The following is a 24,757-nucleotide window of genomic DNA, read 5'->3' as shown; positions in this document are numbered from 1 at the left end:
AATCCTTCCCCGGATAGTGTATATTGTTAGCAGCTTTTAGCCGCTTATGTCAGAAAACGCGCATCGAAACTTCCGGATCGTAAAATATATCGCAGCCATCCTGCTGCCGATATCCATTATGTCCACCGCGCTATCCTGGTATTATGCAGAAAAGCTTAGGCCTACCATCACCAAAGAACTGAAAGACCTGGTCTATACGGCAACGGATAGCCTCTACCGCATTGAGTTCTCCACCATCCGCACCAACTGGATCACTGGCAATGCCTCCCTGTACGATGTGAACATCATTCCGGATACCCTCGCCCTCAAGCGGCTCAACCTAAAAGAAACCGGGCCCAACAACGTCTACACCATCCGGGTGAAGCGATTGATGATCCACGGATTCCACCCAATCACGCTTTATCGCAAGAATAAGTTGCACATTGATCAGTTACTCTTTATCCGGCCGGACATCACCATGAGCAACAGGCAGCAGGTTTACAACGAAGATAAGCCACCCAGACCAAGGTATAACCCTTACGATTACATCTCCAAGTACCTGACGGAACTGCATGTGGACAAGATCAACCTGCAGGAAATCAAGTTCAAATACATCAACAATAATGGTGAAAGGCCAGTGGCAGATTCGCTGTCCAACCTGAACGTCACCCTGGAAGACTGGCTCATTGATCCGAATTCCGCTGCCGACCCCAAGCGATTGTATCTGCTTAAGGATGTGGTGCTGAATATGAACGACTACCTGTACAAAACTCCCGATAGCCTGTACCACATCAAGATGAACAGGCTTGACTTCCGCGCTTCTACCGGAAGGCTAAAGGTGCGGCAGTTCGCCGTGGTGCCGAAGTACCCTGAAATGGACTTTGCTAAAGCTGCCGGATACGCGAAAGAACGTTTTAACATCTCCTTCAATGAGATCAGCCTGGGCGGGATCGACTTTCCGCTGTACATCTCGAGACAGGAGCTTTTCGCTAAAGAAATGCGGGTAGATAATGGTTTTGTATCTGTTTTTACCACAAATGAACTGCCGGGCCGCGGAGAAGCCATAAGTGGTAAGTTCCCGCACCAACTCCTGCAAACACTGCAAGGCGTGGTTACCGTGCAGAAGCTCCGGCTGGAGAACATCGATTTCAGTTATGCGGCATACAATAAGCGCAGTAAAGAGAAAGGGCGACTAACCTTCAACAATACCGCTGGCACGATTACAAACTTAACCAATGCCCCTAAATACAAGGCTCTAAACCCGGTGATGTCTGCTAACTTGCATACCAAATTCATGAATAAGGGGACGTTGAATGTAGATTTCAAGTTCCACCTCAGTGCCGACAATGGCTTCTTCAATTATAAAGGAAATTTAAAGCACCTGGATGGCAGGCTGCTGAACAAGATCACCCGGCCGCTGGCCATGCTGCAGATCAAAAGTGGGTATGTTGATGAACTCCGGTTTGACATCCGTGCCAATGAAAACCTGGCACTGGGTACGCTCGACTTCAAGTACCACAACCTGGGTGTCCGGCTCCTCGAACCTTCAGAAGATGATAACAGGCTGGTCACAAAAGGCTTCATGTCTTTTCTTGCAAACAACCTTATCATCAACTCTTCAAACCCTGATCACGAAGGGAACTATGTCTCTGCGAAAATCAATTATCAGCGGCCCCCAACCGCATCCTTCTTTAGCTTTCTGCATAAAACCCTATTCCAGGGCATAAGGCACAGCATCGGTTTCACCCCACAAAAAGAGAAAGAAATCAAGATGCAGATAGAGCAGTTTGAGCAGCGCAAAGCCGACCGTGAACAACGAAGGGAGAACCGGAAAAAGCGGCGCTAAAATCATCCAACGGTTATGCTGGACCTGTAAGGAAAACCTTGTCATGCAAAAGTTACCGTATATCGCTTTTGATGTGCGATCCTTAATATTGGATTAATACTTCAGCGATACTTTCGCAACATGAATTAAGCAGGTAAAAAAGATGCTTAAGTACCCTACAGCTAACATATGGATTCACGTAGAGATTTTCTCAAAAAGGCAGCCTTCCTATCCGGCGGTGCCGCTATGCTCAATACCTTACCCCCTGTACTTCAAAAAGCCCTGGCCATAAATCCTGCAGTTGGAAGTACATTCTATGATGCTGAACATGTCGTTTTCCTTATGCAGGAGAACCGGTCCTTTGATCATGCACTTGGCACCTTACAAGGTGTGCGTGGTTTCAATGACCCGCGAGCCATCAATCAACCCAACAAGAATAAAGTCTGGCTGCAATCCAACAAAGAAGGCAAAACCTATGCGCCTTTTCATCTGAACATCAAGGAAACGAAAATCGCATGGATGGGATCTACCCCGCACAACTGGACAGATCAGACGGATGCAAGAAATGGTGGTAAATATGATCAATGGCTGGATGTGAAAAAGCCGTACAAAGCCACTTACGCACACATGCCTTTAACTATGGGCTACTGTAAGCGGGAAGATTTCCCATTTTACCATTCCCTGGCAGATGCATTTACCGTGTGCGACCAGAATTTCTGCTCTGTCATCGCGGGTACCCATCCAAACCGTTATTACTGGATGACTGGCACCATCAGAACGGAGAATAGTCCTGAAGGCATCGCACATGTCTGGAACAACAGTAATTATGATAAACCGGTCCTAAACTGGAAAACCTACCCGGAACGTCTGGAGGAAAATGGTATCGACTGGAAGGTGTACCAGAATGAGCTTACCATGGGCTTCGGCCTGAATGGCGAGGCAAGTGCCTGGTTAAGTAATTTCGGGACGAATGTCCTGGAGTATTTCCAGCAATACAACGTGCGCCTGCATCCTGGTGCAATTACCAACCTGGCTGAAAAGAAGAAGGCTTTGCTCGCGCAAATTGCGGAATCACCCAAAGAAAACCTGGATGAGGAACAGCTGAAGAAAATTGATGCCATCAAGAAGCTTTTACAGAAAACCGAAGCAGAAGAGCAGCTCTACACCATGGAAGCATATGAAGCACTGTCCGAGTCTGCTAAAAAACTAAATAAAAAAGCCTTTAACATCAACGCTAATGACCCGGACTTCCATAGCCTTAGCTCCTTAACCTATGAAGACAAGGGCACAGAACGGGAGTTGAACATCCCAAAAGGTGATATCCTGGATCAGTTCCGCAAGGATGTAAACGACGGTAAACTGCCTACAGTATCCTGGTTAATGACGCCGGCGAATTTCTCTGACCACCCCGGTGTGCCTTGGTTCGGATCCTGGTTTGTAAGTGAAGTGATTGAGATCCTAACTAAAAACCCGGAAGTCTGGAAGAAGACCATTTTCGTGCTTACCTACGATGAGAACGATGGTTATTTCGATCATGTGCCGCCTTATGTTTCCACACACCCCTTTAAAGAAAACGCGGGTAAAATGTCGCCAGGTTTAGACCCTAAGCTGGACTTCATTACTAAAGATACACAGACAAACCCTTCTATGAAGGCAGACAGAATCCGGGAAAGTCAGATCGGACTCGGATACCGGGTGCCAATGATGATCATTTCACCCTGGACCCGCGGCGGTTATGTATGTTCAGAACTGTTCGACCATACCTCGTCCCTGCAGTTCTTAGAAACGTTCCTGGAGAAGAAGTTCAATAAGAAGATCACGGAGGAGAACATCACCCCATGGAGGCGAGCCATTTGCGGTAATCTAACTTCCGCATTCAGGCCATACAATGGAGAAAAGATTGAAGAACCGCAGTTCTTAGATAAAAAAGCTTTTATGCAAACCATCTATTCTGCCAAGTTTAAGGAAGAACCTGACAACTTCAAGGCCTTAAATGCGGACGAGATTAACCGCATCAATGAAAATCCAGCAATCTCGCCTGATTTCCCACAACAAGAAAAGGGGATCAGAATGGCTTCTGCATTACCTTACGAGCTGTACGTAAATGGTGCGTATGAGAACAGTAGATACCGGATTGATTTTAATGCGGCGAATAAACAGTTTGGCAAACAGTCCGCAGGCGCACCCTTCATTGTGTACGCACAGCAACCTTTCAAAGCAGAGACGCTTAAAGTGTGGGATTATACCGTCGCCGCAGGTGATGTGATCCAGGATGAGTGGGCAGTCCAGGATTTCCAGGACGGGGAATACCACCTGCATGTTCATGGTCCAAATGGCTTTTTCAGATCTTTCAAAGGCACACAAGAGAATCCGGCCATCAGCATCCTGTGCCGCTATGAAGAAGACCCAAAGAAACCGGGGAAACTTACCGGCAATATCATGGTCACGGCCGTTAACAAAGGCAATAAAGCCGAAGAAGTGCTCATCAGGGATGTGAGTTACAAAGCCGGTCCAAAGCAGCTTAAAGTTCCAGCGAATGGCAGGAGCAGCATCAAGCTTGATCTTAAGGCTAACCACAATTGGTATGACTTTATCGTTGAAGTTGATGGATACAAACAGTTTCAGGAACAGTTCGCCGGGCGGGTAGAAACGGGTGCAATAACCAGGACGGACCCGCTTATGGGCAGGATGGTCTAATAGCTAATAAAAAAGGCGTATGCATCAATCGATGCATACGCCTTTTTACTAACCGGGTTTACCCCGTATTTAGTTTGCCAATGAAGCTGGCATTGGCTTATTCAATAGGTTCTCGTAATAGAAACGGAAACGTTCAGCCCTGTCGTGCGGCGTTTTCACACCACCCCAACCATGACGGCCTCCAGGATAGATCATCAGTTCAAAATGCTTATTTGCATTTTGTAGCTTGTCAATAAACTGGATGGTATTCTGCATGTGCACGTTATCATCCATATCACCATGCATTACCCGTAATAACCCTTTGTACTGATCTACGTAAGTCAACACGGAAGCACTCTTGTAACCTTCAGGGTTTTCCTGCGGCGTATCCATGAAACGCTCTGTATAGTGACTGTCGTACAGCTCCCAGCTGGTCACCGGTGCACCTGCGTAACCGAAATCGAATACATCAGAACCATAAGTCAACGCCATACAAGTCATGTAACCACCGTAGCTATGGCCGGTAATCAATAGCTTTTTACCATCCACCCAAGGCTGTGCTTTCAACCAGCGGCCCGCGGTCATATAATCTTTCATCTCCCATTTACCAAGGCTGCGGTGCATCAAAGCAACGCCTTCCTTGCCAAACTGGCCTGATGCACGGTGATCTACCGCGATCTGAATCACGCCCTCATTTGCCCAGTATTGTGGCGCAGTGCCTTTCCAGGTGTTGGTAACGGTACCTGCATTCGGTCCGCCGTAAATGCTGAATACCACAGGATATTTCTTCGACTTGTCAAAACCAGTGGGGTATGTAATTACTGCCGGCAGATTATAGCCATCATCTGTAGGGATGGTGATCATTTCGGTCTGACCAAACTCGTAAGCTGCGAAATCTGCAGATTTGCTGTCCCCGAGTTCTTTGATGATCTTACCATTATTGTCCACCAAGGTTCTCTTTTGCGGCGTAGCAACGTTTGAATACGTGGTGATGAACTTGCTGCCATCCGGTGCCATTTCCACCTGATTGCTGTATTCACCGAAAGTTAAACGCTTCAGGTTTTTGCCATTGTAACTAACACGGTAGAAGTCGGTGCGGGTAGAAGCCTCTTTACGGGCCATAAAGTAAACCACTTTATTCTTTTCATCTACATGAACCAATTTGGTTACCTGCCATTTACCAGTAGTAAGTGGGTTGAGTAATTTACCACCTAAAGTGTACAGATAGTAATGCGACCAGCCGGTCTTATCACTTCTAAGGATGTAATGTTTTTTATCTTCCAGGTACGTGATGCGCTCATCAAAGTCCAGGTCAACCCACGATTTCTGTTTCTCATCATAGATTTCCTTTTTAGCGCCCGTAAGTGGGTTCACCGCATAGAATTTCAGGTTATCCTGGCCGCGGTTCAACCATTGCACCATCATGCTGCTGCCATCATAGCTCCAGTAAGGCGTGCCGAAATACTGATCATCTTTCGCGTTGAAATCTGCCCAAACCACTGCACCACCAACCGCTGGTACAAAACCGATCTTTACTTCAGGGTTTTCATCCCCTGCTTTAGGGTAGCGGGTTTTTTCGGTATAACCATGTTGGCCAGTAGAGCCATAGATCGGGAACATTGGTACTTTGGTATCATCAAAGCGCATGAAAGAAATATGCTTGCTGTCTGGCGACCACCAGAAGGCTTTGTATTTGGTTGCGCGACCTAAGATCTCTTCAAAATAAACCCATGAAGAATAACCGTTATAGATCACGTCCGTTCCATCATTGGTATAGCGAATTTCTTTACCTGTGGTCACATCCACCGCGTAAAGGTCGTTGTTGCGGGTAAAAGCAACATATTTACCGTCCGGAGAAAGGGTAGGGTTCTTCTCCTCGTCTTTGTCGTTCGTTAACCGTTTTGCTGCATCTTTTCCGTACTGGATAAATACATCAGCATCCTTCACCATTACGTTTACATTGCTCTTTGGTGGTGGCGTATAGCTTTCCTTCTTGCCGGTATTCACGTCAACAGACATCAGGCTACGGCTTTTTACATCCATTTCAATGTAGTGCTGTGCATCGGCCCATCCGGTAACCGGGTTTAAAGGGGTGGTAAGGGAGGGTTGATTACCCAGCGTTTGCTGCTGACTTAGTCGCTTAAGCTGCGCCTGGGCAGTAGACATGCAGAAAATGCCGGCAGTTAAGGTAAACAGTAAAGTTTTATTCATATTAAACAATTTAAAAGTTGAAAGTAAGAAGTTAAAGCCATGCTGCAAAATATGTTTGATAGATGTTACCAAGAATTCAGGCGCGCCATCCCGGCATACAGGCATAAAAAAAGGCATCCGCAGGGGATGCCTTTTCAATAAGGTATAAGCTGGGCTTAGATGGTCCAGTTCCAGCCAAATTCGTCAGGCACAAGGCCATAGCGGATGTCATTTACTTTTTTCGCAATGGCTGCGGAAACCGGGCGATTTGCCGGATCATTTAAGGTGTGAATGGTGCCTTCAAAGCCAATTTCAGCAATCTGTGTGATCGTTGCTGCAGTACCTACGGCAAATGCTTCGGTAAGGACGCCACTGGCAATCTTCTCCAACACTTCTTCAACAGAAACACGACGCTCTTCGATGCCGTAGCCAAGGCTTTTGGCAACTTCCAGAACCGTATCGCGCGTTACACCATCAAGGATGGTTTCACGAACTTCCGGCGTTACAATTTTGTTGTCCATCACGAACATCAGGTTTGCAGTACCAGACTCTTCCACATACTTGTGCTCCTTTGCGTCGGTCCAGATCAGTTGGTCATAACCTTCCGCCTGTGCCTGCTGTGTTGGCAACATAGACATGGCATAGTTACCAGCGGTTTTCGCTGCACCAACGCCACCGTCTGCACCACGGGTATAATGGGTTTCTATCTTTACACGTAAAGGCTTGTTGTAATAAGGACCAGCAGGCGTGGTTAGTACCACAAACTTGTAATCTGCAGAAGCTTTTACCCCAAGAACAGCGTCCATCGCAAATAAAGTCGGACGGATGTATAGCGAGTTATTGGCTGCACTTGGCGCCCAATCCCTGTCCAGGTTAATCAATGCAGCAATACCCTTCATAAATACTTCTTCCGGAATGTTCGTCATGGCCATTCTGGTTGCGGACTTGTTGAAACGGGCGAAGTTTTTGTCGGCACGGAAAACGCTGATGCTGCCATCAGGAAGACGGTAAGCCTTCATACCTTCAAAAATAGCCTGACCATAATGAAGTGCAGAAATCGCCGGACTCATCGGAATGGGACCATAAGGTAAAACTTCGAAGTTTTTCCACTCGCCGTTAATATAGTCTGCAACGAACATGTGATCGGTGAAAACCTTACCAAAAGGAAGGTCCGTCAACTCGGTTTCAGCGAGTTTCGACTGACTGGTTTTGGTTATTTTAATATCTAAAGTGTCTGTCACTGCGGTAATTTTAATTCGGTACAATATTAGGCAAAAATATATTCCGATGCAGGTTTATTTCAGATTTACAGGTGTTTGGGATACACTAAGCTGCTGTCAAGCATCTGTGAGATAGAAAGTTTGCCATCCTGCAAGATTGTCTGTTTGACAGGGTCGTCATATCATGAGCTGAGTAATGACAAAACGTATAAATAAGCATGAAATTTTGGGGTTTTTAGCCTTATTTGTACAAAAGTGTAAAAATAAGCCTTTTAAAACTGCTTATTTTTACACTTGTTTCAAATTAGTAATACTTAAAGCCTAATACAACACCCTGAATTTGATGGTCTGCTCGATCTGTTTCAAAGACTTGAACAACTCCTTGTCGTATTCAGCATTGATATCTGTAATGGCGTAACCAATCTGTGCATTGGTCATCAAGAACTGCCCAACAATATTGATGTCATGTGCCGCAAAAATGGTGTTGATCTGCGCCATGATACCCGGAATATTCTGGTGGATGTGGATCAACCTGTGCGACTTCTCCATTCTTGGCAACTGCAGGTTCGGGAAGTTTACACTCAGGTAGGTCGCACCCGTATTCATGAAGTCGATCATACGCTGCGGTATAAAAGTACTGCAACGTGGATTGTTCCTCGGATTATCGAAAACCACGATGCCCATCTCTGTACAAGCCGTTAAATCCAAAGACTTGGCTTTACCCAGATGTCCGATGGTCTTCAGCTTGTTGGCACGCTTCAACTTCTCCAGGTCTATCTTCTCATCGGCCCCAAGTAGAACCATGTGCACATCGGCAACATACTTTTCTTCAAAAGTTGTTTTGTGACGTACGGAAAAGCCATCCTTCTTCAGCATGCTGATGCTGATTTCCGGAATATCCCCAATCACCAGGCATAAAATCCTGTTTTTAGGGTAGGAGATGGCGCTCGGCAGGTTATTTACATAGAGGAACTCATCGAAACTAGGGGTAACATGATCTGCGCGGCTCACAATGCTATCCCTGGCAATGTTCTCCGTGAAGGCGAAAAACTTTTTGATCAGACCGCTTTCACGCAGCTGAAAATCGGAGTAGCCATCGCCAATGCCAAATACGTTGCCTTCAAGCTTCATGCCTTGCAGCAACTTCACTTTTCCACCTTCTTCACTTAGTGGATTGTTATGGTCGTAGTCGATAATTTGCCCGGTTTCATCCGTGACAAAGGTATTCGCATAGATGTTTTCTTTTTTAATGTGGTACTTGCTGACTACCGGCGTGATGAATTCCTTGAACCCACCGGAAACGATCAGTACCTCATCAGCATGTTTTTTAAAGAACTCCGCATTGCGGGAAAAAGAGGCAGACACCTTCTTCTTCAAGCGCGTGATCAGCTGCTTCAGGTGATCCTGGTTCGCATTGAGCAGGCGGATACGTGCGGCAAGACTTTCCGTAAACGACAACTTACCTTCCATCGCCAGGTTGGTATAATCCTCTATCTGCTTCAAAATCTCTTCTTTTTGCGGATGATTTTTAAGGGAGATTTTAGCCATTTCATCTAGCGCCTCTACCTGTGTAAAGGTGCTGTCGAAATCGATGATGTAGTAGTTTTTTGTTGTCATGAATGGTTTTTTTGCAGTGCAGCACAAACCTCGCGGATACTTTCATCCAGTGGTTTGAAGTTTATGCCTATCGTATCTTTAATTTTTTTATTGCTGTAATAACTATAGCTGGTGCTGCTCCGAACGGTATCACTGGTGATGCCAAAGGATCTGCCGGTGAAGAAGGAGGCAAGTCTAGCGGCGCGCCAGGCAATACCCAGCATCCATGGTTTTGCCTCACGGGAAGGCGGTTTCTTACCGAAACCTTCGGCGATCTGCCCGAACATTTCTTTGAAGCTCAGGTTTGCTGCAGAGATGGTGTAGCGCTCCGCCTCGAGCGTGCTGTTCATCAGCTGGATCATGCATTTAGCAACATCTGTCACATCCACCAGCCCGGTAGAACCATTGGTGTAAAAGGATAAACCTTCCTGCACCAGTTTGAATAATGCACCGCTACCCTGGTAGCCGGCATTTGCCCCGATAATCACGGATGGGTTGACGATCACAGCGTTTAGTCCTTCAGAGATGCCACGCCATACTTCCATTTCGCCTTCATACTTGGAAATGGCATAAGTATGTACATGCGGACTGTATTCCCAGTAATCGTCCTCTGTAATTTCCTGATCTTTTTTCGGTTCCCCCAATGCAGCCACCGAACTCACATGAAGTAAACGGACGCCATATTCCACACAAAGGTTAACCACATTACTGGTGCCCTCAATGTTAACATGAATCATTTTGGCTTTATCCTTCGGATCAAAAGAGACCACAGCGGCGCAATGGTAAACCTGGGTAACGCCTGCAAAGGCCTCTTCAAGCGTCGCCGGTTCATTGATGTCTGCCGTAAACCATTCCAGGTTTAAATTCCCTTTCAGGAGGTCAGGGATGATTCCTGTTTCGCGTTTAAGTGCACGCACCTGGAGGCCCTGCGATGTTAACTGGTGTGCCAGTTCAGCGCCCAAAAATCCGGTGGCACCAGTGATCAGGATCATTTCATTAATTTAAGGTTGTGCATCAATATATGGCCTCAAAAATAGATATTTGAGCCCACATATTGACATTTATGAGCCTATCCGACTTCTTTTCTCCCTTATCGCTCGACAAACTTAGCCCTAAAAACGGATTCCTGACCAGCCAGCTGGGCATGAAAGCCAGTTTTTATACCGACAGGTTTCCAGAGTTGGAAGAGAACGCCTACGATATCGCCATATTTGGGGTGCAGGATGACCGCGCATCCGTAAACAATAGTGGTTGTTCGCTTGGTCCGGATGCCTTTCGAGAGCAGTTTTACCTGCTGAATGAAGGTGATTTCCAATGCAAGATCATCGACCTAGGGAACATAAAAGCGGGCGCTGCAATATCAGATACTTATATCGCCGTGAAAATGGCGGTTGCAGAACTGATGAAGCTTAACATCCTGCCGGTAATTATCGGTGGGGGACAGGATCTGACTTACCCGCAGTACCTGGCTTATGAAAGCCTGGAGCAAAAAGTGGATCTGGTTGTTGTGGACAATAAGTTTGACCTCGACGAAGATGATGAGGAAGGCATCGCAACCCGTTCCGACACCTATCTCAACAAAATCTTCCTGCACCAGCCGAACTACCTGTTCAATTTCAGCAACCTGGGTTATCAGACCTATTTTGTGAACCAGGAAAGTTTGAAGGTGATGAGTAAGCTTTATTTCGATGCCCATCGTCTTGGTGAATTTACAACGGACATCAGCTTAACTGAACCCATCGTACGGAACTCCAATATGATGAGTTTTGATATCTCGGCCATCCGTTCTTCAGATGCGGGTGCAAATGCCAATGCTACCCCCAACGGCTTTTACGGAGAGCAAGCCTGCCGCATCGCGCGTTATGCGGGCATGAATGATAAGCTAACGTCCATTGGATTCTATGAGTTTAATCCGGCATACGACAGTAATAGTCAGACGGCCCTGTTGCTTGCACAAATTGTCTGGTACTTCGTTGATGGTTTCTACAACCGTAAGAAGGATTTTCCATTAAGTCCGAAGTCGCATTACATCACCTACCGCACCACCTTAAGTGACGGGACAGGGGAGATGTTGTTTGTGAAAAGCAAGAAGTCGGACCGCTGGTGGATGCAGGTGCCTTACCCAACGGGTGTGTCTAAGAATGAACGATATCACCTGGTACCTTGCCGCTATGAAGATTACACGATGGCGGTAAATGGCGAAATGCCGGACCTGTGGTGGCGCACTTACCAAAAGCTGCTGTAAGCGGCACTTCCAGCTTCTGTCGAGATTGTAATTTTAGTGGTAAAGAATCGTTATGGTGTTATCAATATTTTATATTTGATAAGATAAACCAATCTGATTAACACCAACCAAATCACAATCAATGAAAAAATTAATTCTATCTGCTGCCATGATATTGCCTTTCGCTGCAATGGCGCAGCAAGGCTTTACCATCAATGGTAAAGTAGGTGCATTAAACGCACCTGCAAAAGCATACCTGATCTACAGAACACCAGGCGGACAATTTGCCGATTCTACCAATATTGTAAATGGTGCTTTCACTTTCAAAGGGCAGGTTGAAGTGCCTGTAAGTGCCAACATCCGCATTAAACATGCGCAGGCAACTGCAGCAAGAACGCCGCTTGACGTGCTGGGCTTCTACATCGAAAATAAAGCCATCAGCATCACTGCAAAAGACTCTGTGAAGCACGCGGTGATTACCGGTTCTCCGGTGAATGATGATAATGCCAAATTAACGGCGATGCTGAAGCCAGCAGTAGCAAAGATGGAAGCATTACAGGCCGAATATGCATCGAAGACAGATGAAGACCGCAAGAACGAAGCTTATATGCAGACCATTTATGCACGTTCTGAGAAAATAGAAAAAGAGATGCAGGACCTGAGCCAGGGCTTCATTAACATTAATCCAAATTCTTATGTAGCCTTGAACGCATTCCGTTCTGTATTGGGTTACGATATTGACCCAACAACTGCAGAACCGGCTTTCAATAAGTTTTCAGCAGAGCTGAAATCTACACCACTGGGTAAGAGCATCCAGACATCTATTGAAGGTGCGAAGAAATCGCAGGTAGGCATTATGGCGACTGACTTTACGCAGAATGATCCAAGCGGTAAGCCAATCAAACTTTCTGATTTCAAAGGCAAGTATGTGCTGGTAGATTTCTGGGCATCATGGTGCGGCCCTTGTCGCCGTGAAAACCCGAATGTGGTAAAAGCTTACAACACCTATAAGGACAAGAACTTTACCGTGCTTGGCGTTTCTCTAGACCGTCCGGATGGTAAGGAAGCTTGGGAAAAAGCGATCAAGGATGATGGTTTAACCTGGAGCCATGTTTCTGATTTGAAGTATTTCGATAATGAGGCTTCGAAGATGTACGGCGTACAGGCCATTCCTTTCAACTTCCTGGTAGATCCAACAGGTAAAATTGTTGCCAGAAACCTAAGGGAAGAAGCGTTGCAGACCAAACTGGCAGAGTTGCTGGGCGCGAACACTGCTGCCCCGGCTTCAAGTGCTTCAGCGGCTGCACCTGCAGGGAAAGCAAGCAAAGCTAAAAAAGCAAAATCATAAGGGTTTTATAGAACACTGCGGTGTTTTGAAATAATTAAAGGGCTGGTCATTATGACCGGCCCTTTCTTGTTTTATATCAAAGTTATTGATGGTCCTATTCAATAACGATCTGCCCGGTGTATATGCTTTTGGATACCTTTTTCCGGTCATCAGAGATGAAGGCGATATAAGTTTCGAATACCTGCCCGGGTTGTCCTGAACAAACCGCTAAAGTTTCCTGGCCCGTGCCACGTCTCGCACCGCTGGTGGTATAGAATGCCATTTCTTCTTCCGGGAGATAGGCGAGCAGCATCACCTGATCCTGACTACATTGATAGCTTAGATTTTCTGGCGCTTCCCAGGAGAACTGCAGGGTGCGGGCTGTCGTGCGTTCGACGCTGGGGTTTAATGCTTCCGGTAAGCTTCCATCTGCCACGAGGATGTTTTCGTAGTTGAAGTGGAAGTCCGGATTTTCTCCTGCAACGGCGCGTAGTGCCTGAGATACGGCAACATTGTGCGCGGTTTGGCCTTGCGCCCGGCTTACGGAGAAGCCGACGTTGAGAAAGGGGGTAGCGGGTTTTACGAACTTCATTGCGAAGCTGAAGCGGTTGTTGGCGGCGATCTGTTTTTCGCTGCGCGCTTTTACTTTTTCTGGATCTGGCTTCGCGCGGAGCACAGGTACGCCGAGGCGAATGTAGCCCGTAACGCGGGAAAGGGGTCCTTCTACAGGGCCGAGTATGCCGTTCTTTATTGTTGCCATTTTGATTGCGTTAATTGAAAGTATAAGATAAACAAAGATTAAGAATATGACGAATTTGTTTATCATTCAGGTTTTGGTCGGGCTTTGTCCGGGTATCGTTCGCCTGGAGGCGAAGCATAGGCGAACGAAAGGCGAACAATAGGCGAACGAAAGGCGGCTGATGGCCGGGGCAGGTGTGTGATCGGGGCGGTGATGTATTAGGTACATAAATGATTGTAGTCTTACTAAGCCTTAAAGAGATTTGGAGAGGCTGCAATGCAACAATACTTGACCATTCAAGCCCCACAGAATCTTTCTAAATTAGAATCAAATTGCCTGGGCTGCCTGTTATGTTCTACTTTTGAGTCTTAATTCAATTCAAATGGCAAAAACAAGACTTACCATCAATAATAACGGATCAGTGAAGATAGAAGGCGATTTTGAAATCGTTGATAGGAATGGCAATGAGTATGGCCTTCAGGGACGTACGGCTTTGGGCATCTGCCGCTGTGGAATGTCTAAAAACAAGCCATTTTGTGACGGTGCGCACAATGGTCATTTTGAGCATGAAGCCATCGCATTCGATCTTCCTCCAAAAAAAGTGTAAAACATAATCTTTATGTATAAAGCCCTGCAATCACACGATTGCAGGGTTTTTGTATTTCGGGGATTTGTATCTTCGTGGAATATAAAAAACCACCTTATGCCATTTAGTTCCCTTGGTTTATCCCCTGCTTTGTTAAAGACATTGGAAAATCAAAGTTTCACAGCGCCCACTCCTATTCAGGAACTTGCGATATCAGCTATATTAAATAAAAAAGACGTTTTAGGTATCGCTAAAACAGGTTCCGGGAAAACCGCCAGCTATGTTTTGCCTCTATTAATGAATTTACAAGGATCAATTATTGGGACGAACAATCGCCATGCGGATGTGCTTGTTTTAGTACCCACCCGTGAATTGGCGGAACAGGTAAAGGATGTTTTCAAAACCTTTAGCCGGACATTGCCTCAGCCTGTTAAAACAGTGGCGGTGTATGGTGGCGTGTCCATCAATCCACAAATGATGGGCTTACAAGGGGTAAATGTGCTGGTTGCTACGCCTGGCCGTTTATTGGAATTAGCAGGTTCCAATTCTGTTCACTTTTCGGGTATTCAGACGCTTGTATTGGATGAAGCTGATAAGATGCTGAACCTGGGTTTCAAAGATGAGCTGGACAAGATTATAGCACTCCTGCCGGAAAAACGTCAGAATATATTATTATCTGCCACTTTAAGCGACGATATTGAGCAAATCCGCCAAGTCCTGCTGAAGGAGCCAGTAGTGATTAAGATCGCGGCTGAAGAGGCTTCATTGGATTTGATCAGACAGCTGGCGTACGTTGTTTCACCAGATCAGAAAGGCCCTTTCCTACGTTACCTGATCAACCACCACGAAATGAAACAGGTACTGGTGTTTGCTTCTTCCGTGCAACTGGTCGACGCTGTTGTTAACAAGCTCCGGAAGAATAATATTGACGCCAAAGCTATTCATAGCAAAAAGAGCCAGGGTGCCAGAACTGAAGCTTTAGCGCATTTTAAATCTGGGAAGTTAAAGGTGTTGGTGTCCACGGATTTAATGGCAAGGGGAATTGATATCAACGCGCTTCCTTTCGTAATTAACTATGATCTACCACGGTCACCAAAGGATTATATCCACCGGATCGGGCGAACGGGCCGCGCAGATGCTCCTGGCGATGCCATTTCCTTAGTTAGTGAAAGTGAGCTGCATCATTTTGAAGTTATCCAGAAGAAAATGGGCAGGCAGGTTGAATTGATCACGAAAAACCTGAATGAATTATAGGGTTTCATTTTGCGGCTCAAATCCCTTATCTACTGTCCGGTACCGTACAATGGTTGTTCGATATCGAACATACATTTTGAATGATAAATGTATTTCGCTCATTTTTAGTTGTATAGGTGTGGCTAATTGTTCTGGCATCTTAATGGCAAAGCCAGCAAGAAAGATGATATGCTCGCACTGAACTTTAAAATAGCGGTAAGAAATATTCGTAAAAACCCCGGCTTCTCCCTTATTAATATCGGTGGACTGGCAATTGGCCTTGCCTCCTGCCTGATGCTGTTGCTATACGTTAATTACGAATGGGGTTATGATAAGCAATTCAAGGATATTGACCGGATCTACTTCGCGCAACTCAACTTAAAGCTTGGCGATAACATCATCACTTTACAGGCCACACCTAATGAGCTCGCAGCTGCCGCGGCTCAGGAGATCCCGGGTATTGAGTTGGCCGCAAGGGTTAGTGATGAAGAAAACAAGCTTTTCAGTTACGAGCAGCATAAAATTAAATTAGCTTTTAACTACGTTGATCCATCATTTCTGCAAATATTTGATTACGCCTTTCTCAAGGGGGATCCTGCAACAGCTTTGAAACAGCCCAATTCGGTTGTCCTGTCCGCAAGTGCTGCTAAAAAGTTATTTGGCGATCAGGACCCTATCGGAAAAAGCCTGGTATGGGACAACCGCAAGCCCCTCACCGTAACGGCTGTAATTGCAGATCCGCCTAAAAACCAGAGTATGCAATTCGAAGCGCTGCAGACCTGGGCCTTTCACGATCAGGAATATCCTGGTGAAATAAACGCCGGCTGGGGCAGTATCAATTGTTCCACAATTTTTAAACTAAAGAAGGATGCAGATTTCAGCGCGGCAGATGCCTCCTTAAGAAAGCTGATCAAAGGACATCAAGAGGATACTCAGATGGAAGTTTTTCTTTTTCCATACAGCAAGTTCCAATTGTATGACCAGTTTAATAACGGGCAACTTGTCGGGGGAAGAATTGATCAGGTCCGGCTTTTCTTTTTCCTTGCTTTCTGTGTGCTGCTGATTGCCAGTATCAATTACATGAATCTTTCTACTGCACGCTCAGAAAAACGGGCAAGGGAAGTCGGTGTAAGGAAAGCGCTTGGCTCAAGTCAGCGTTCTTTAATCAGTCAGTTCCTGATGGAATCGTTGTTGTTGTCCTTTTTAGCAATGATCATTGCCGTCGCACTAATCGAACTGACACTTCCTTATTTCAATGGCCTGCTCGAGATCGTCATCACCATAAATTATCATTCCCCATTATTCTGGTGCTTCCTGCTTGCGCTGGTATTTGTAACCGGCATCCTTGCAGGCTGTTATCCTGCTTTTTACCTCTCCTCTTTCACGCCTGTAAAGGTTTTAAAAGGCTTTACAAACATCGGTCAGGGTTCTTTATCAATCCGGAAGTTACTGGTGGTATTCCAGTTCAGTTTATCCATCGTAATGATTATTGGTGCGACGATCGTTTATTCTCAAATTCAGTATATGAAGAATAAGCCCTTGGGCTTTGATAAAAACAATCTTGTACAACTGGATTTGGAGGGAGAATTTGCTAACCCGAACAAGGTAGAGATCTTGAAGGCAGCACTGAAAAACGAGGGTGTAATTGTATCTGCTACGGAATATTCCGCCGACTTTACGGCTAATGGCGGCAGTATCACGGGTGCCTTTAACTGGCCGGGCAAGGGTGTTAAAGATGAATATATTGTCGGTTACCGGAGTGTAGGTTACGATTTCGTGAAAACAATTGGGGCAACAGTTATGAGTGGTGCCGACTTTTCACGTCATCTCTCTTCAGATACCGCCAGTGGTGTTCTTATCAATCAGGCAGCAGTAAAGATGATGGCGCTTAAGCAACCTGTAGGTACGCCAATAAGCTGGGGTACTCAGAAATTAAAGATTATAGGTGTGGTAAATGACTATAATAATGTGACAGTTACTCAAAAAGCAGAGGCGACAGTATTTTATTATAGTCCACAAAAAAGCAAGACTTTATTGCTGCGGTTGAGTCCTTCCCATCCTTTAAATGCCGCGGTGCAAAGTATTAACAAGATTAGCCGGCAGTTGAATCCCGCTTATCCGCCCGGATTGAAATATGTTAGTGAGGGCATGGAGCAAAAGATAAAGTCGGAGAAACTACTGGGGGTGCTATCCAATATCTTCGGAAGCTTCGCTATTGTTATTTCCTGCCTGGGCTTGCTGGGCCTCGCACTTTATATGGCTGAACAGCGTAAACGGGAGATCAGCATCAGAAAAGTACTCGGAGCTGATCTAAAAAGCATTCTACTCTTGCTGAATAAGGATTTTATTAAACTGGTATTGATTTCCAACGTCATAGCAATCCCTATCGCTTATATCTTACTGACGAACTGGTTGAAGACTTACGATTATAAAGTCAGCACAGGATCACTATGGCCGTATTTTATGGCTTCAGGAATTTCGCTGACCATTGCAGTTCTTACCATCAGCATGCAAAGTTTTAAGGTGGCTAAAGCAAATCCGGTAGATGCGTTAAAGTATGAGTAAGCGCAAAAGCTGCTAATACATTTTGGATTCGTGAAAATCTTCCAGTTTCGTCAGCAGCCTGATCAGCTCCAGCTTTTCATCATGGGATAGCGGTTCGGTTACGGAAACACCGCGTTCAAGAAATAAAAGTATCTGTCTTATCTTATGCATACTGAGTAGCTTATTTGCCATTCTACGTTGGGTTTGGTTACGAGCCAAACTTAGCGCAAACGGCAGTTAAGCGCTTCTTAGTGGTGTACTTTGGCGTGGAATAAGTGGTAACCTTTGTGTCGGAATGTCAGACCGCTACAAGCATTAATTCCTATAGCGAAGTGGCGTACTTTGCTCCAGAATGGGTGGCGTACTATGCAGCGGAATATCCAATTTTATTGAAAAATGCAAGACTGCAGTGTTTTAAGATTGTAACTAATCAAGTTACTTGCTGTTCTCATCATGGTTGTCAATGAACAGTCGGTTAATCCTCGGCTGAATAATCCAGATTCCAATTGGAAAAAACCAGATTAGAAAGTCACCTGCAAAATCACTAAAAGTTACAAGTCTATTTAATTCAACCGACCTCAATGCTTTTGCAATAAAGTAAATGCAATAGAAGAGACAGAACATGGATAACAAGTGCATTGGCATTATAATACCCATTGCTATGATGCCAGTGCTATCTCCACTTTGTGATAGAGAGAAGTGAAATATTCCAAAGAAGACGATAAATACCATGTAGAGAATTGGAATACTTCCACAGAATTTAAATTTAATCAAGTGCATTGGAATATCACTTGGCAATTTCTTATGGAGCGATATGCCAAGTGTGTAAAGCCAGCTACAGAATAGAACCATCAAAAGTAATGTCATAAATGGAATGATGATAATCGTGGCTGGGCTCAAAGTGTTTACTAACATAGATATAGCAACGAACTGTAACACCATAGGCAACCCAAACAAAAGTCCAAAGATTTACCAAGCTTTAAGCCTAAGAAAAAGGTTCATGTAAATTTGATTTAGCTGAAGGACTAAATGTCGTAGAAAAATTCTATGGGTTCAGTTGCTTTCTAATCATTAATATACATGATGCTAGTGAATAATTGGGGGTACTGAACCCAAATACCAAATAAAATCAATGTACTAAAGCTGGTTGGCCTAGTATTCTAGATTTCTACAATTTTTCAAAAACTACGATCTTTAAAAAACCACCTTGTTGAACTAAAATCGAAGTTTGGTAACCCCTAAATCATTTTTTGCAAACGTCGCCTCGGCGCCTAGTACAGCCAGGATCCCCAATGTATAAGCTAGCAAATCGCCCCAGGCAAAATAGGTTCCGATAAGTGTACAGGCAATTTTTGATTTTTCGAGTCCCAGTAGGTTCACGATTTGGAAGGACTGCAAAGTTTCTATCAGGTAAGAAAAAACAAGCACGCCCACTGCAGCAGCGTATGCGCTGAGATTAGTGAAGCTCTTAACAAGGCAATACAGCAGAATAACAATTAGAAAATCACCCCCATAAGGGCGAACTATAGCATCATGCATATAGAAACCAATGAAGACCTCAACGAGAAAAAGAATAACTGTGCCAATGAAGTAGTTTTTATGAAAGCTGAACATGCCAATGAATTTCGCTAAAAAGGATTAAAGTTTAAGAGAGTAGAGAAATCAGGGAACTCCCTAATTGGTTGGTGAAAACATTTATACAACCGACTCTGCAGATGGATCTTTGTTCCAGTCAATCCTGGCTGAAAGGAACATCATGATTCCTATAATAATAAACAAACCAACACTTCCAAAAAGTAAAGCCAGGTCCTGCAATTGAATGATCACATAAATAAAACTATAAAAAACGCTAAGGATGGTAGCAAAAACGATTGCAGGTTTTCCATTAAATGCTCGGAGAAGAGTTAAGAAAAAGTTTTGTCTCAAATAACGAACTGATTATTTTCGGCTTAAATTTGCCTTATTCTACAGAATACCTTAAAAGTCATTTATTTATGCGTTTTGAGACATCCTGGTCGAACTAAGTCTATAGGAATGGAGACTAATAAGTTATTACAACAAGTGGAGTTTATCAAAGAGATTGATAAGCTGAAATATATCCAGCGCAGAACCAAATTATTGAATAGCGACAGATGCGAGAATGATGCAGAGCATAGTTGGCATTTGGCAATGATGACAATCGTTTTAGCAGAGCACGCGAATCACCCAATCGATGTCTTAAAAGTTGTGAAGATGGTGCTGATCCATGATATCGTGGAAATCGACGCTGGTGATACTTTCATTTATGACACAGCTAAAAATCATGACAATACGGAAGAAGAGCTTTTGGCCGCGAGACGTATCTTTGGTCTTTTACCAGCTTCTCAGGCAAAAGAATTTATAGATATCTGGTTAGAATTCGAAGCAGGAGTGACTGAAGAGGCAAAATTTGCAAGATCTATGGATAGGTTTGAGCCATTGCTGCAAAACACCTCCAACAATGGTGGAACCTGGGCGGAATTCAATGTAAGCTATGATAAAGTCTATGATAAAAAGAAAGTCATTGAGAGAGGATCCGTTTCTATCTGGAAGTTCGCTGACGATTTGCTAAACGAAAGCGTTCATAAAGGGATTCTAAAAAAATAAGTAATTACTGCCAACACAAGCATTGTCTCAAAAAAGGAATATTTTGTTTCCTGACCTAAGGCGGCCGTATCCAGTATATGGACGTAAAAACTTTAATTATATTTAGATACCTTGTCTGAAGACTATGGAAGCCAAACCTTATTTACAAGAAATATGTTTTCAAAGGGACATTGTTCCATCCTTTCATTCATATCCCTTCAACATTCCTGCGATTTCGAGTTTGTCAACTCTAAAGTTTCATGCTGATGTGACTTTTATTGTAGGCGAGAATGGAACTGGCAAATCTACACTTATAGAAGCAATTGCACTAAGCCTTGGATTTGGGATTGAAGGTGGTACGAAAAGCGTTCAGTTTCAAACCCACAACAATGGTTCCGAGTTGTTCAAATACCTAAAGACTGTTAGAAGCTTTAAAAAGCCCTCAGACTACTATTTTTTACGGGCAGAAAGTTTTTACAACGTAGCTACATATATGGAAGAGGTTGGCTACTTAGTAGAATACGGAAACAAATCCCTTCACACCCAATCTCATGGTGAGTCCTTTATGGCTGCCTTAAGCCTAAAGCTTAAGGGAAAAGGTCTTTATATCTTTGATGAACCAGAAGCAGCCCTTTCACCTTCCAGGCAATTGGAAGCCCTTGCAATAATCAACAAGCTTGTATCTCAGCAATCTCAGTTTATCATAGCTACACATTCACCGATTTTACTAGCCTACCCAAATGCCACTATCTATCAACTTGATGAATCGGGAATAAATAAAGTAAAATACGAGGACACGGAACACTAAATGGTTACCAAATATTTTTTAAACAACCATCATGAAATGATGAAGGTTATACTAGATAATAAATAACAAGTGACTAGTTCTGATAAAACCGTTGGAAAAGCTTGATTAGGTCTAGTATGTATTTGTCTCATTAAACGAAGATTTCCTTTTTGCCCTAACCTCCAGAGCAACGCTCGATTAGCTGGTGCGATCTTAAAAATCGAGCCTTTTTTGGATCATTCCATTGATAATACATTTTGATTAAATACACGACATTCGCAATGGCGAGCGCTTTGAAGTTTGGAAGGCCAGATATATAGCAGCATATACATCGGTGAATGTGAAATTTTAAGCACAGGAGATTCTTTATTTACTATCTTTCTGTTATTAAATCAATTAACCTATTTCTTATGAAAAAAACCAAACTCCTAACAGCGGCTGTCGCTATCGTCTTCGTCTTTTCTCTAGGCTGCAAAAAAGAAGGCCCCAATAACCTTTCAAGTAGTGAAGAATTTAGTCGCATTTCAACAACACAGTCAACGACACTATCTCCTGCGATGCAGCAGGAACTTGAGGCTTTGTATGCCAAAATTCCAGAAAATGCCAAGGCAAAAGTAAGCGGGCAGGCAAAAATTAAGTTGCAATTTAATCCCCAATACCGTGACATCATACGGAAAACACTTAAGCTTGAAGAATCCACTTGCAACGATAACACAGCCTCCAGTCAGTGGCTAGATCAACAACTCGCGGATTGGAATAACACCATCATTAATCGTGTGCTTAATGCTGCAATGCTTGATTTGCCGACTTACGATGCATTGATCTTTGAAAACAGTAGTGCAGGCCATGAATTTGGATCTGATGGACAGTATACACAAAGGCTTACAAAGACGTTTAAAGATTTAAAGCGTTTCTGGAATATTGAATCACAAAATATTGTTTTAGCCCCTATGCATGGAACAATGCTAACTGACAGAGCTAAAATTTTACGGACTTATAAAGCTGCCTTTGGTCTGGACGATGCAAGTGCGAATTATTATGCAGATTTTGTATTAGCGACCGTAAAGGCGTATCCACAATTGAGAGGTGGTGATCATCCGCTGTTTACTTTCAATGCTTTTGCGCAATCTTCATTCAGCTTTCCACCTTATGGCGTAATTCCGGACAAGATCATTATGGGTGACGGAATTATGGATGCATTTGCCGCAATTGGCTATGCTGACGTGGCGCCGCAAGCCATCCTTGCTCACGAATTCGGACATCACATCCAATTCGATCTTAACCTATTTGGGAATACATCGGGCGCCGAGGCTACCAGAAGGACAGAATTAATGGCGGATGCTTATTCTGCTTACTATCTTTCGCATGCACGTGGTGCTTCTATGCAATGGAAAAGGGTGCAACTATTTTTAAACGTGTTCTTTAATATCGGCGATTGTTCCTTTACAAGTGAAGGGCATCATGGTACACCTACACAGAGAATGGCAGCAGCAAAATGGGGTTATGAAGTTGCAGATGCAGCAAAGAAACAAGGCCACATATTAACTGCACAAGAGTTTACGAAGAAGTTTGAAGCTCAGCTACCGAAATTAATTCAGCAGTAGGCGTCTTTATTGCTTTAATTAAGCGGTTGATCTTTAATGGTGATCAACCGCTTAATTACTTAACACCGATATTTCAAAAAATACTACATTTCTTCTTTTACAAGGTGGAACAGCTCCGGTGATATACCCCGGCGACGCAAAATTTCAAAAAAGATTCAGAATTTTTTATTACGATTATGGTTGTCCGGCCCCTATTGAACAAATAGCTATTGAGTACAATAGCGTTATGTTTAAGTGATTGACTCAGAGATATGGAAAAGAAATAGTTGAAGGCAGCGAGGAAAGATGTGCTTGGCCTAAAAGGCTATAAATAGAGTATCAGAGTAGATTGGTACAGTGAGGTCAAGAATAAACGCTAGTCAGAATTTGTCTCAAAAAAGGAAGATTTCTCCTAAGTGCAGTATTACTTTATGTTCCTTGAATTCTGCTAATTCCAATGGCAATATCCTCCTAAACTCCTTTTAAAAAGATCGGATCGCTATGCAAACCACGATCAGAGTGCTTGCTCTCTAAGTGTAATTGCTTTTGGATCCTGCAGCAATCAGTTAGTCAATCCTAACAATCACGATCTTTCATTCTTGTTACGGAAAAAATTTCATTCAGAAAAGCTTCTTTGGCCGTCTAACAATTAAAAACTTTGAATCAAATCACTTTAAACACCATTGAGGATTATATAAGTTCAAATCCACCTGCATTTCTGTCAAGTCACAAGAAACTTAGCTTGCCAATAATTAGGAGAATTCATAAAAAAATGTGCATCGGTATTAAGTTTGACGACATAAAGGTTTGTGATGGCATAATTATCGATGGGCATCATAGATACATAAGCTCTCTTTTAGCTAGTTATACAATTGGACAAGTCTCATCCAATAAAACATCAGCTACAGTGCCATGTGAATGGACGACAGTGGAATTTGTTGATGAGGAGTGGGATACTGAAGCTAAGATTGCCGAAATCAACAGGCAAGACGCTGAATATAATGGTGTTGAATTGGAGATTTTGATTGAGATGACAAATAATTCGTAACTTTGTACAAATGTTAATCTTATTAGACATAGACGGAGTGATGGTTCCTGGAACTTCTTGGAAGCGACCTGAGTTTTTATCAGATGGATTCCCTGTGTTTAGTTTTAGAGCTGTGAAAGCTTTAGAACGTATAATGAATGAGACAGGAGCTAGCATTCTGCTAACTACATCACATAAATTAAAATATGATTCCTCTCACTGGAATGATATATTTAGGAATAGAGATATTCGAGTAAATCATATTGCTAGCCTTCCTACAGACTCCAGCAAATTGAGCAGGAAGGAAGAGATATTAAGTTGGTATTATTCAAGTAATCAATCTGAACCATTTGTGATTCTTGATGATGATAAATGCTTAAACGATCTACCCGAAAATATCAAAGATCATCTTGTATTGACTAGCTCGTCTTTAGGTTTGACAGATGAGCTAGCAGACGAAGCCATTGAAAAGCTAACACAAGGAGCCTTAATGCATTAAATATTAGATAACAAAATGGCCTAAGTTTTTCGGCCTTTTTGTTATCTGAGCCTTACTGAAATCTATGGTGAAGGTAACGATATATACCACGGTTATTAAGAAGAGTTCATTAACAAAT

At 43.7% G+C, this 24,757-nt stretch carries 21 protein-coding genes; 13 read left to right on the top strand and 8 right to left on the bottom strand.

The genetic code is table 11. The features are described 5' to 3' along the window. The first annotated feature begins 46 nt into the window (after nt 1-46). Entirely contained in the window at nt 47-1,825 is a 1,779-nt protein-coding gene (locus IEW69_RS15280; RefSeq protein ID WP_188627744.1) for a hypothetical protein, read from the top strand. A 168-nt stretch (nt 1,826-1,993) separates the two neighbouring features. Continuing rightward, nucleotides 1,994-4,501: a phosphocholine-specific phospholipase C gene (locus IEW69_RS15275; protein ID WP_188627743.1), complete on the top strand. Its 2,508-nt coding sequence runs from the start codon at nt 1,994-1,996 to the stop codon at nt 4,499-4,501. Nucleotides 4,502-4,570: 69 nt separating this feature from the next. Here the strand turns inward: IEW69_RS15275 and IEW69_RS15270 are convergent, their stop codons facing one another. From IEW69_RS15270 to IEW69_RS15255, 4 genes are all read right to left on the bottom strand, one after another. Next, on the bottom strand, nt 4,571-6,691 hold the full coding sequence (locus tag IEW69_RS15270; protein WP_188627742.1) for a S9 family peptidase: 2,121 nt from the start codon (nt 6,689-6,691) through the stop codon (nt 4,571-4,573). 155 nt (nt 6,692-6,846) lie between these two features. Beyond that, nucleotides 6,847-7,911: a branched-chain amino acid aminotransferase gene (locus IEW69_RS15265; RefSeq protein WP_188627741.1), complete on the bottom strand. Its 1,065-nt coding sequence runs from the start codon at nt 7,909-7,911 to the stop codon at nt 6,847-6,849. A gap of 300 nt (nt 7,912-8,211) precedes the next feature. Beyond that, complete coding sequence (locus IEW69_RS15260) at nt 8,212-9,507, bottom strand: HAD-IB family phosphatase (RefSeq protein ID WP_188627740.1); 1,296 nt, start codon at nt 9,505-9,507, stop codon at nt 8,212-8,214. Next, on the bottom strand, nt 9,504-10,478 hold the full coding sequence (locus IEW69_RS15255) for an NAD-dependent epimerase/dehydratase family protein (RefSeq protein WP_188627739.1): 975 nt from the start codon (nt 10,476-10,478) through the stop codon (nt 9,504-9,506). Before IEW69_RS15255 ends, IEW69_RS15260 begins: the two co-directional genes overlap by 4 nt. A gap of 71 nt (nt 10,479-10,549) precedes the next feature. Between IEW69_RS15255 and IEW69_RS15250 the strand changes: the two genes are divergently transcribed. Continuing rightward, nucleotides 10,550-11,731, top strand: coding sequence for a formimidoylglutamase (locus tag IEW69_RS15250; protein ID WP_188627738.1), 1,182 nt, complete (start codon nt 10,550-10,552; stop codon nt 11,729-11,731). Nucleotides 11,732-11,852: 121 nt separating this feature from the next. Further along, nucleotides 11,853-13,058: a TlpA disulfide reductase family protein gene (locus IEW69_RS15245; protein ID WP_188627737.1), complete on the top strand. Its 1,206-nt coding sequence runs from the start codon at nt 11,853-11,855 to the stop codon at nt 13,056-13,058. Between the two features lie 94 nt (nt 13,059-13,152). Here the strand turns inward: IEW69_RS15245 and IEW69_RS15240 are convergent, their stop codons facing one another. Next, nucleotides 13,153-13,797, bottom strand: coding sequence for a DUF6266 family protein (locus IEW69_RS15240; RefSeq protein WP_188627736.1), 645 nt, complete (start codon nt 13,795-13,797; stop codon nt 13,153-13,155). A gap of 361 nt (nt 13,798-14,158) precedes the next feature. Here IEW69_RS15240 and IEW69_RS15235 point away from each other — a divergent pair, with 361 nt between their 5' ends. The 3 genes from IEW69_RS15235 (at nt 14,159) to IEW69_RS15225 (ending at nt 18,160) form a co-directional block, all read left to right on the top strand. Further along, the gene (locus IEW69_RS15235) at nt 14,159-14,383 is read left to right on the top strand and encodes a CDGSH iron-sulfur domain-containing protein (RefSeq protein ID WP_188627735.1); all 225 of its coding nucleotides are present in this window, start codon (nt 14,159-14,161) and stop codon (nt 14,381-14,383) included. A gap of 96 nt (nt 14,384-14,479) precedes the next feature. After that, entirely contained in the window at nt 14,480-15,616 is a 1,137-nt protein-coding gene (locus tag IEW69_RS15230; protein ID WP_188627734.1) for a DEAD/DEAH box helicase, read from the top strand. A 168-nt stretch (nt 15,617-15,784) separates the two neighbouring features. Beyond that, complete coding sequence (locus tag IEW69_RS15225) at nt 15,785-18,160, top strand: ABC transporter permease (protein WP_188627733.1); 2,376 nt, start codon at nt 15,785-15,787, stop codon at nt 18,158-18,160. 12 nt (nt 18,161-18,172) lie between these two features. On the opposite strand, the gene IEW69_RS15220 is transcribed toward IEW69_RS15225, so the two are convergent. From IEW69_RS15220 to IEW69_RS17010, 3 genes are all read right to left on the bottom strand, one after another. Further along, entirely contained in the window at nt 18,173-18,310 is a 138-nt protein-coding gene (locus IEW69_RS15220) for a hypothetical protein (RefSeq protein ID WP_188627732.1), read from the bottom strand. 1,044 nt (nt 18,311-19,354) lie between these two features. Next, nucleotides 19,355-19,753: a ribosomal maturation YjgA family protein gene (locus tag IEW69_RS15215; protein WP_188627731.1), complete on the bottom strand. Its 399-nt coding sequence runs from the start codon at nt 19,751-19,753 to the stop codon at nt 19,355-19,357. Between the two features lie 81 nt (nt 19,754-19,834). Continuing rightward, complete coding sequence (locus IEW69_RS17010) at nt 19,835-20,065, bottom strand: inner membrane CreD family protein (protein ID WP_188627730.1); 231 nt, start codon at nt 20,063-20,065, stop codon at nt 19,835-19,837. A 108-nt stretch (nt 20,066-20,173) separates the two neighbouring features. Here IEW69_RS17010 and IEW69_RS15205 point away from each other — a divergent pair, with 108 nt between their 5' ends. The 6 genes from IEW69_RS15205 to IEW69_RS15185 all read left to right on the top strand — a co-directional run bounded on the left by IEW69_RS15205 (nt 20,174) and on the right by IEW69_RS15185 (nt 24,639). Then, the gene (locus IEW69_RS15205) at nt 20,174-20,764 is read left to right on the top strand and encodes an HD domain-containing protein (RefSeq protein ID WP_188627729.1); all 591 of its coding nucleotides are present in this window, start codon (nt 20,174-20,176) and stop codon (nt 20,762-20,764) included. Nucleotides 20,765-20,888: 124 nt separating this feature from the next. Continuing rightward, a complete protein-coding gene (locus IEW69_RS15200; RefSeq protein WP_229663649.1) occupies nt 20,889-21,551 on the top strand; it encodes an AAA family ATPase in 663 nt (220 codons plus the stop codon). A 389-nt stretch (nt 21,552-21,940) separates the two neighbouring features. After that, nucleotides 21,941-23,134: a neutral zinc metallopeptidase gene (locus IEW69_RS15195; protein WP_188627728.1), complete on the top strand. Its 1,194-nt coding sequence runs from the start codon at nt 21,941-21,943 to the stop codon at nt 23,132-23,134. A 70-nt stretch (nt 23,135-23,204) separates the two neighbouring features. Then, nucleotides 23,205-23,372 (top strand): FEKKY domain-containing protein, encoded by a 168-nt coding sequence (locus IEW69_RS17125; RefSeq protein WP_444543962.1) that lies wholly within the window; start codon nt 23,205-23,207, stop codon nt 23,370-23,372. Nucleotides 23,373-23,771: 399 nt separating this feature from the next. Next, complete coding sequence (locus IEW69_RS15190) at nt 23,772-24,161, top strand: hypothetical protein (protein ID WP_188627727.1); 390 nt, start codon at nt 23,772-23,774, stop codon at nt 24,159-24,161. A gap of 10 nt (nt 24,162-24,171) precedes the next feature. Continuing rightward, nucleotides 24,172-24,639, top strand: a complete 468-nt coding sequence (locus IEW69_RS15185) for an HAD domain-containing protein (protein WP_188627726.1) — start codon at nt 24,172-24,174, stop codon at nt 24,637-24,639. Nucleotides 24,640-24,757 lie beyond the last annotated feature (118 nt).

Origin of the sequence: Pedobacter quisquiliarum (genome assembly GCF_014642175.1) — a bacterium.
GTDB classification, from domain to species: domain Bacteria; phylum Bacteroidota; class Bacteroidia; order Sphingobacteriales; family Sphingobacteriaceae; genus Pedobacter; species Pedobacter quisquiliarum.
This window is presented reverse-complemented; position numbering and strand designations above follow the sequence as displayed.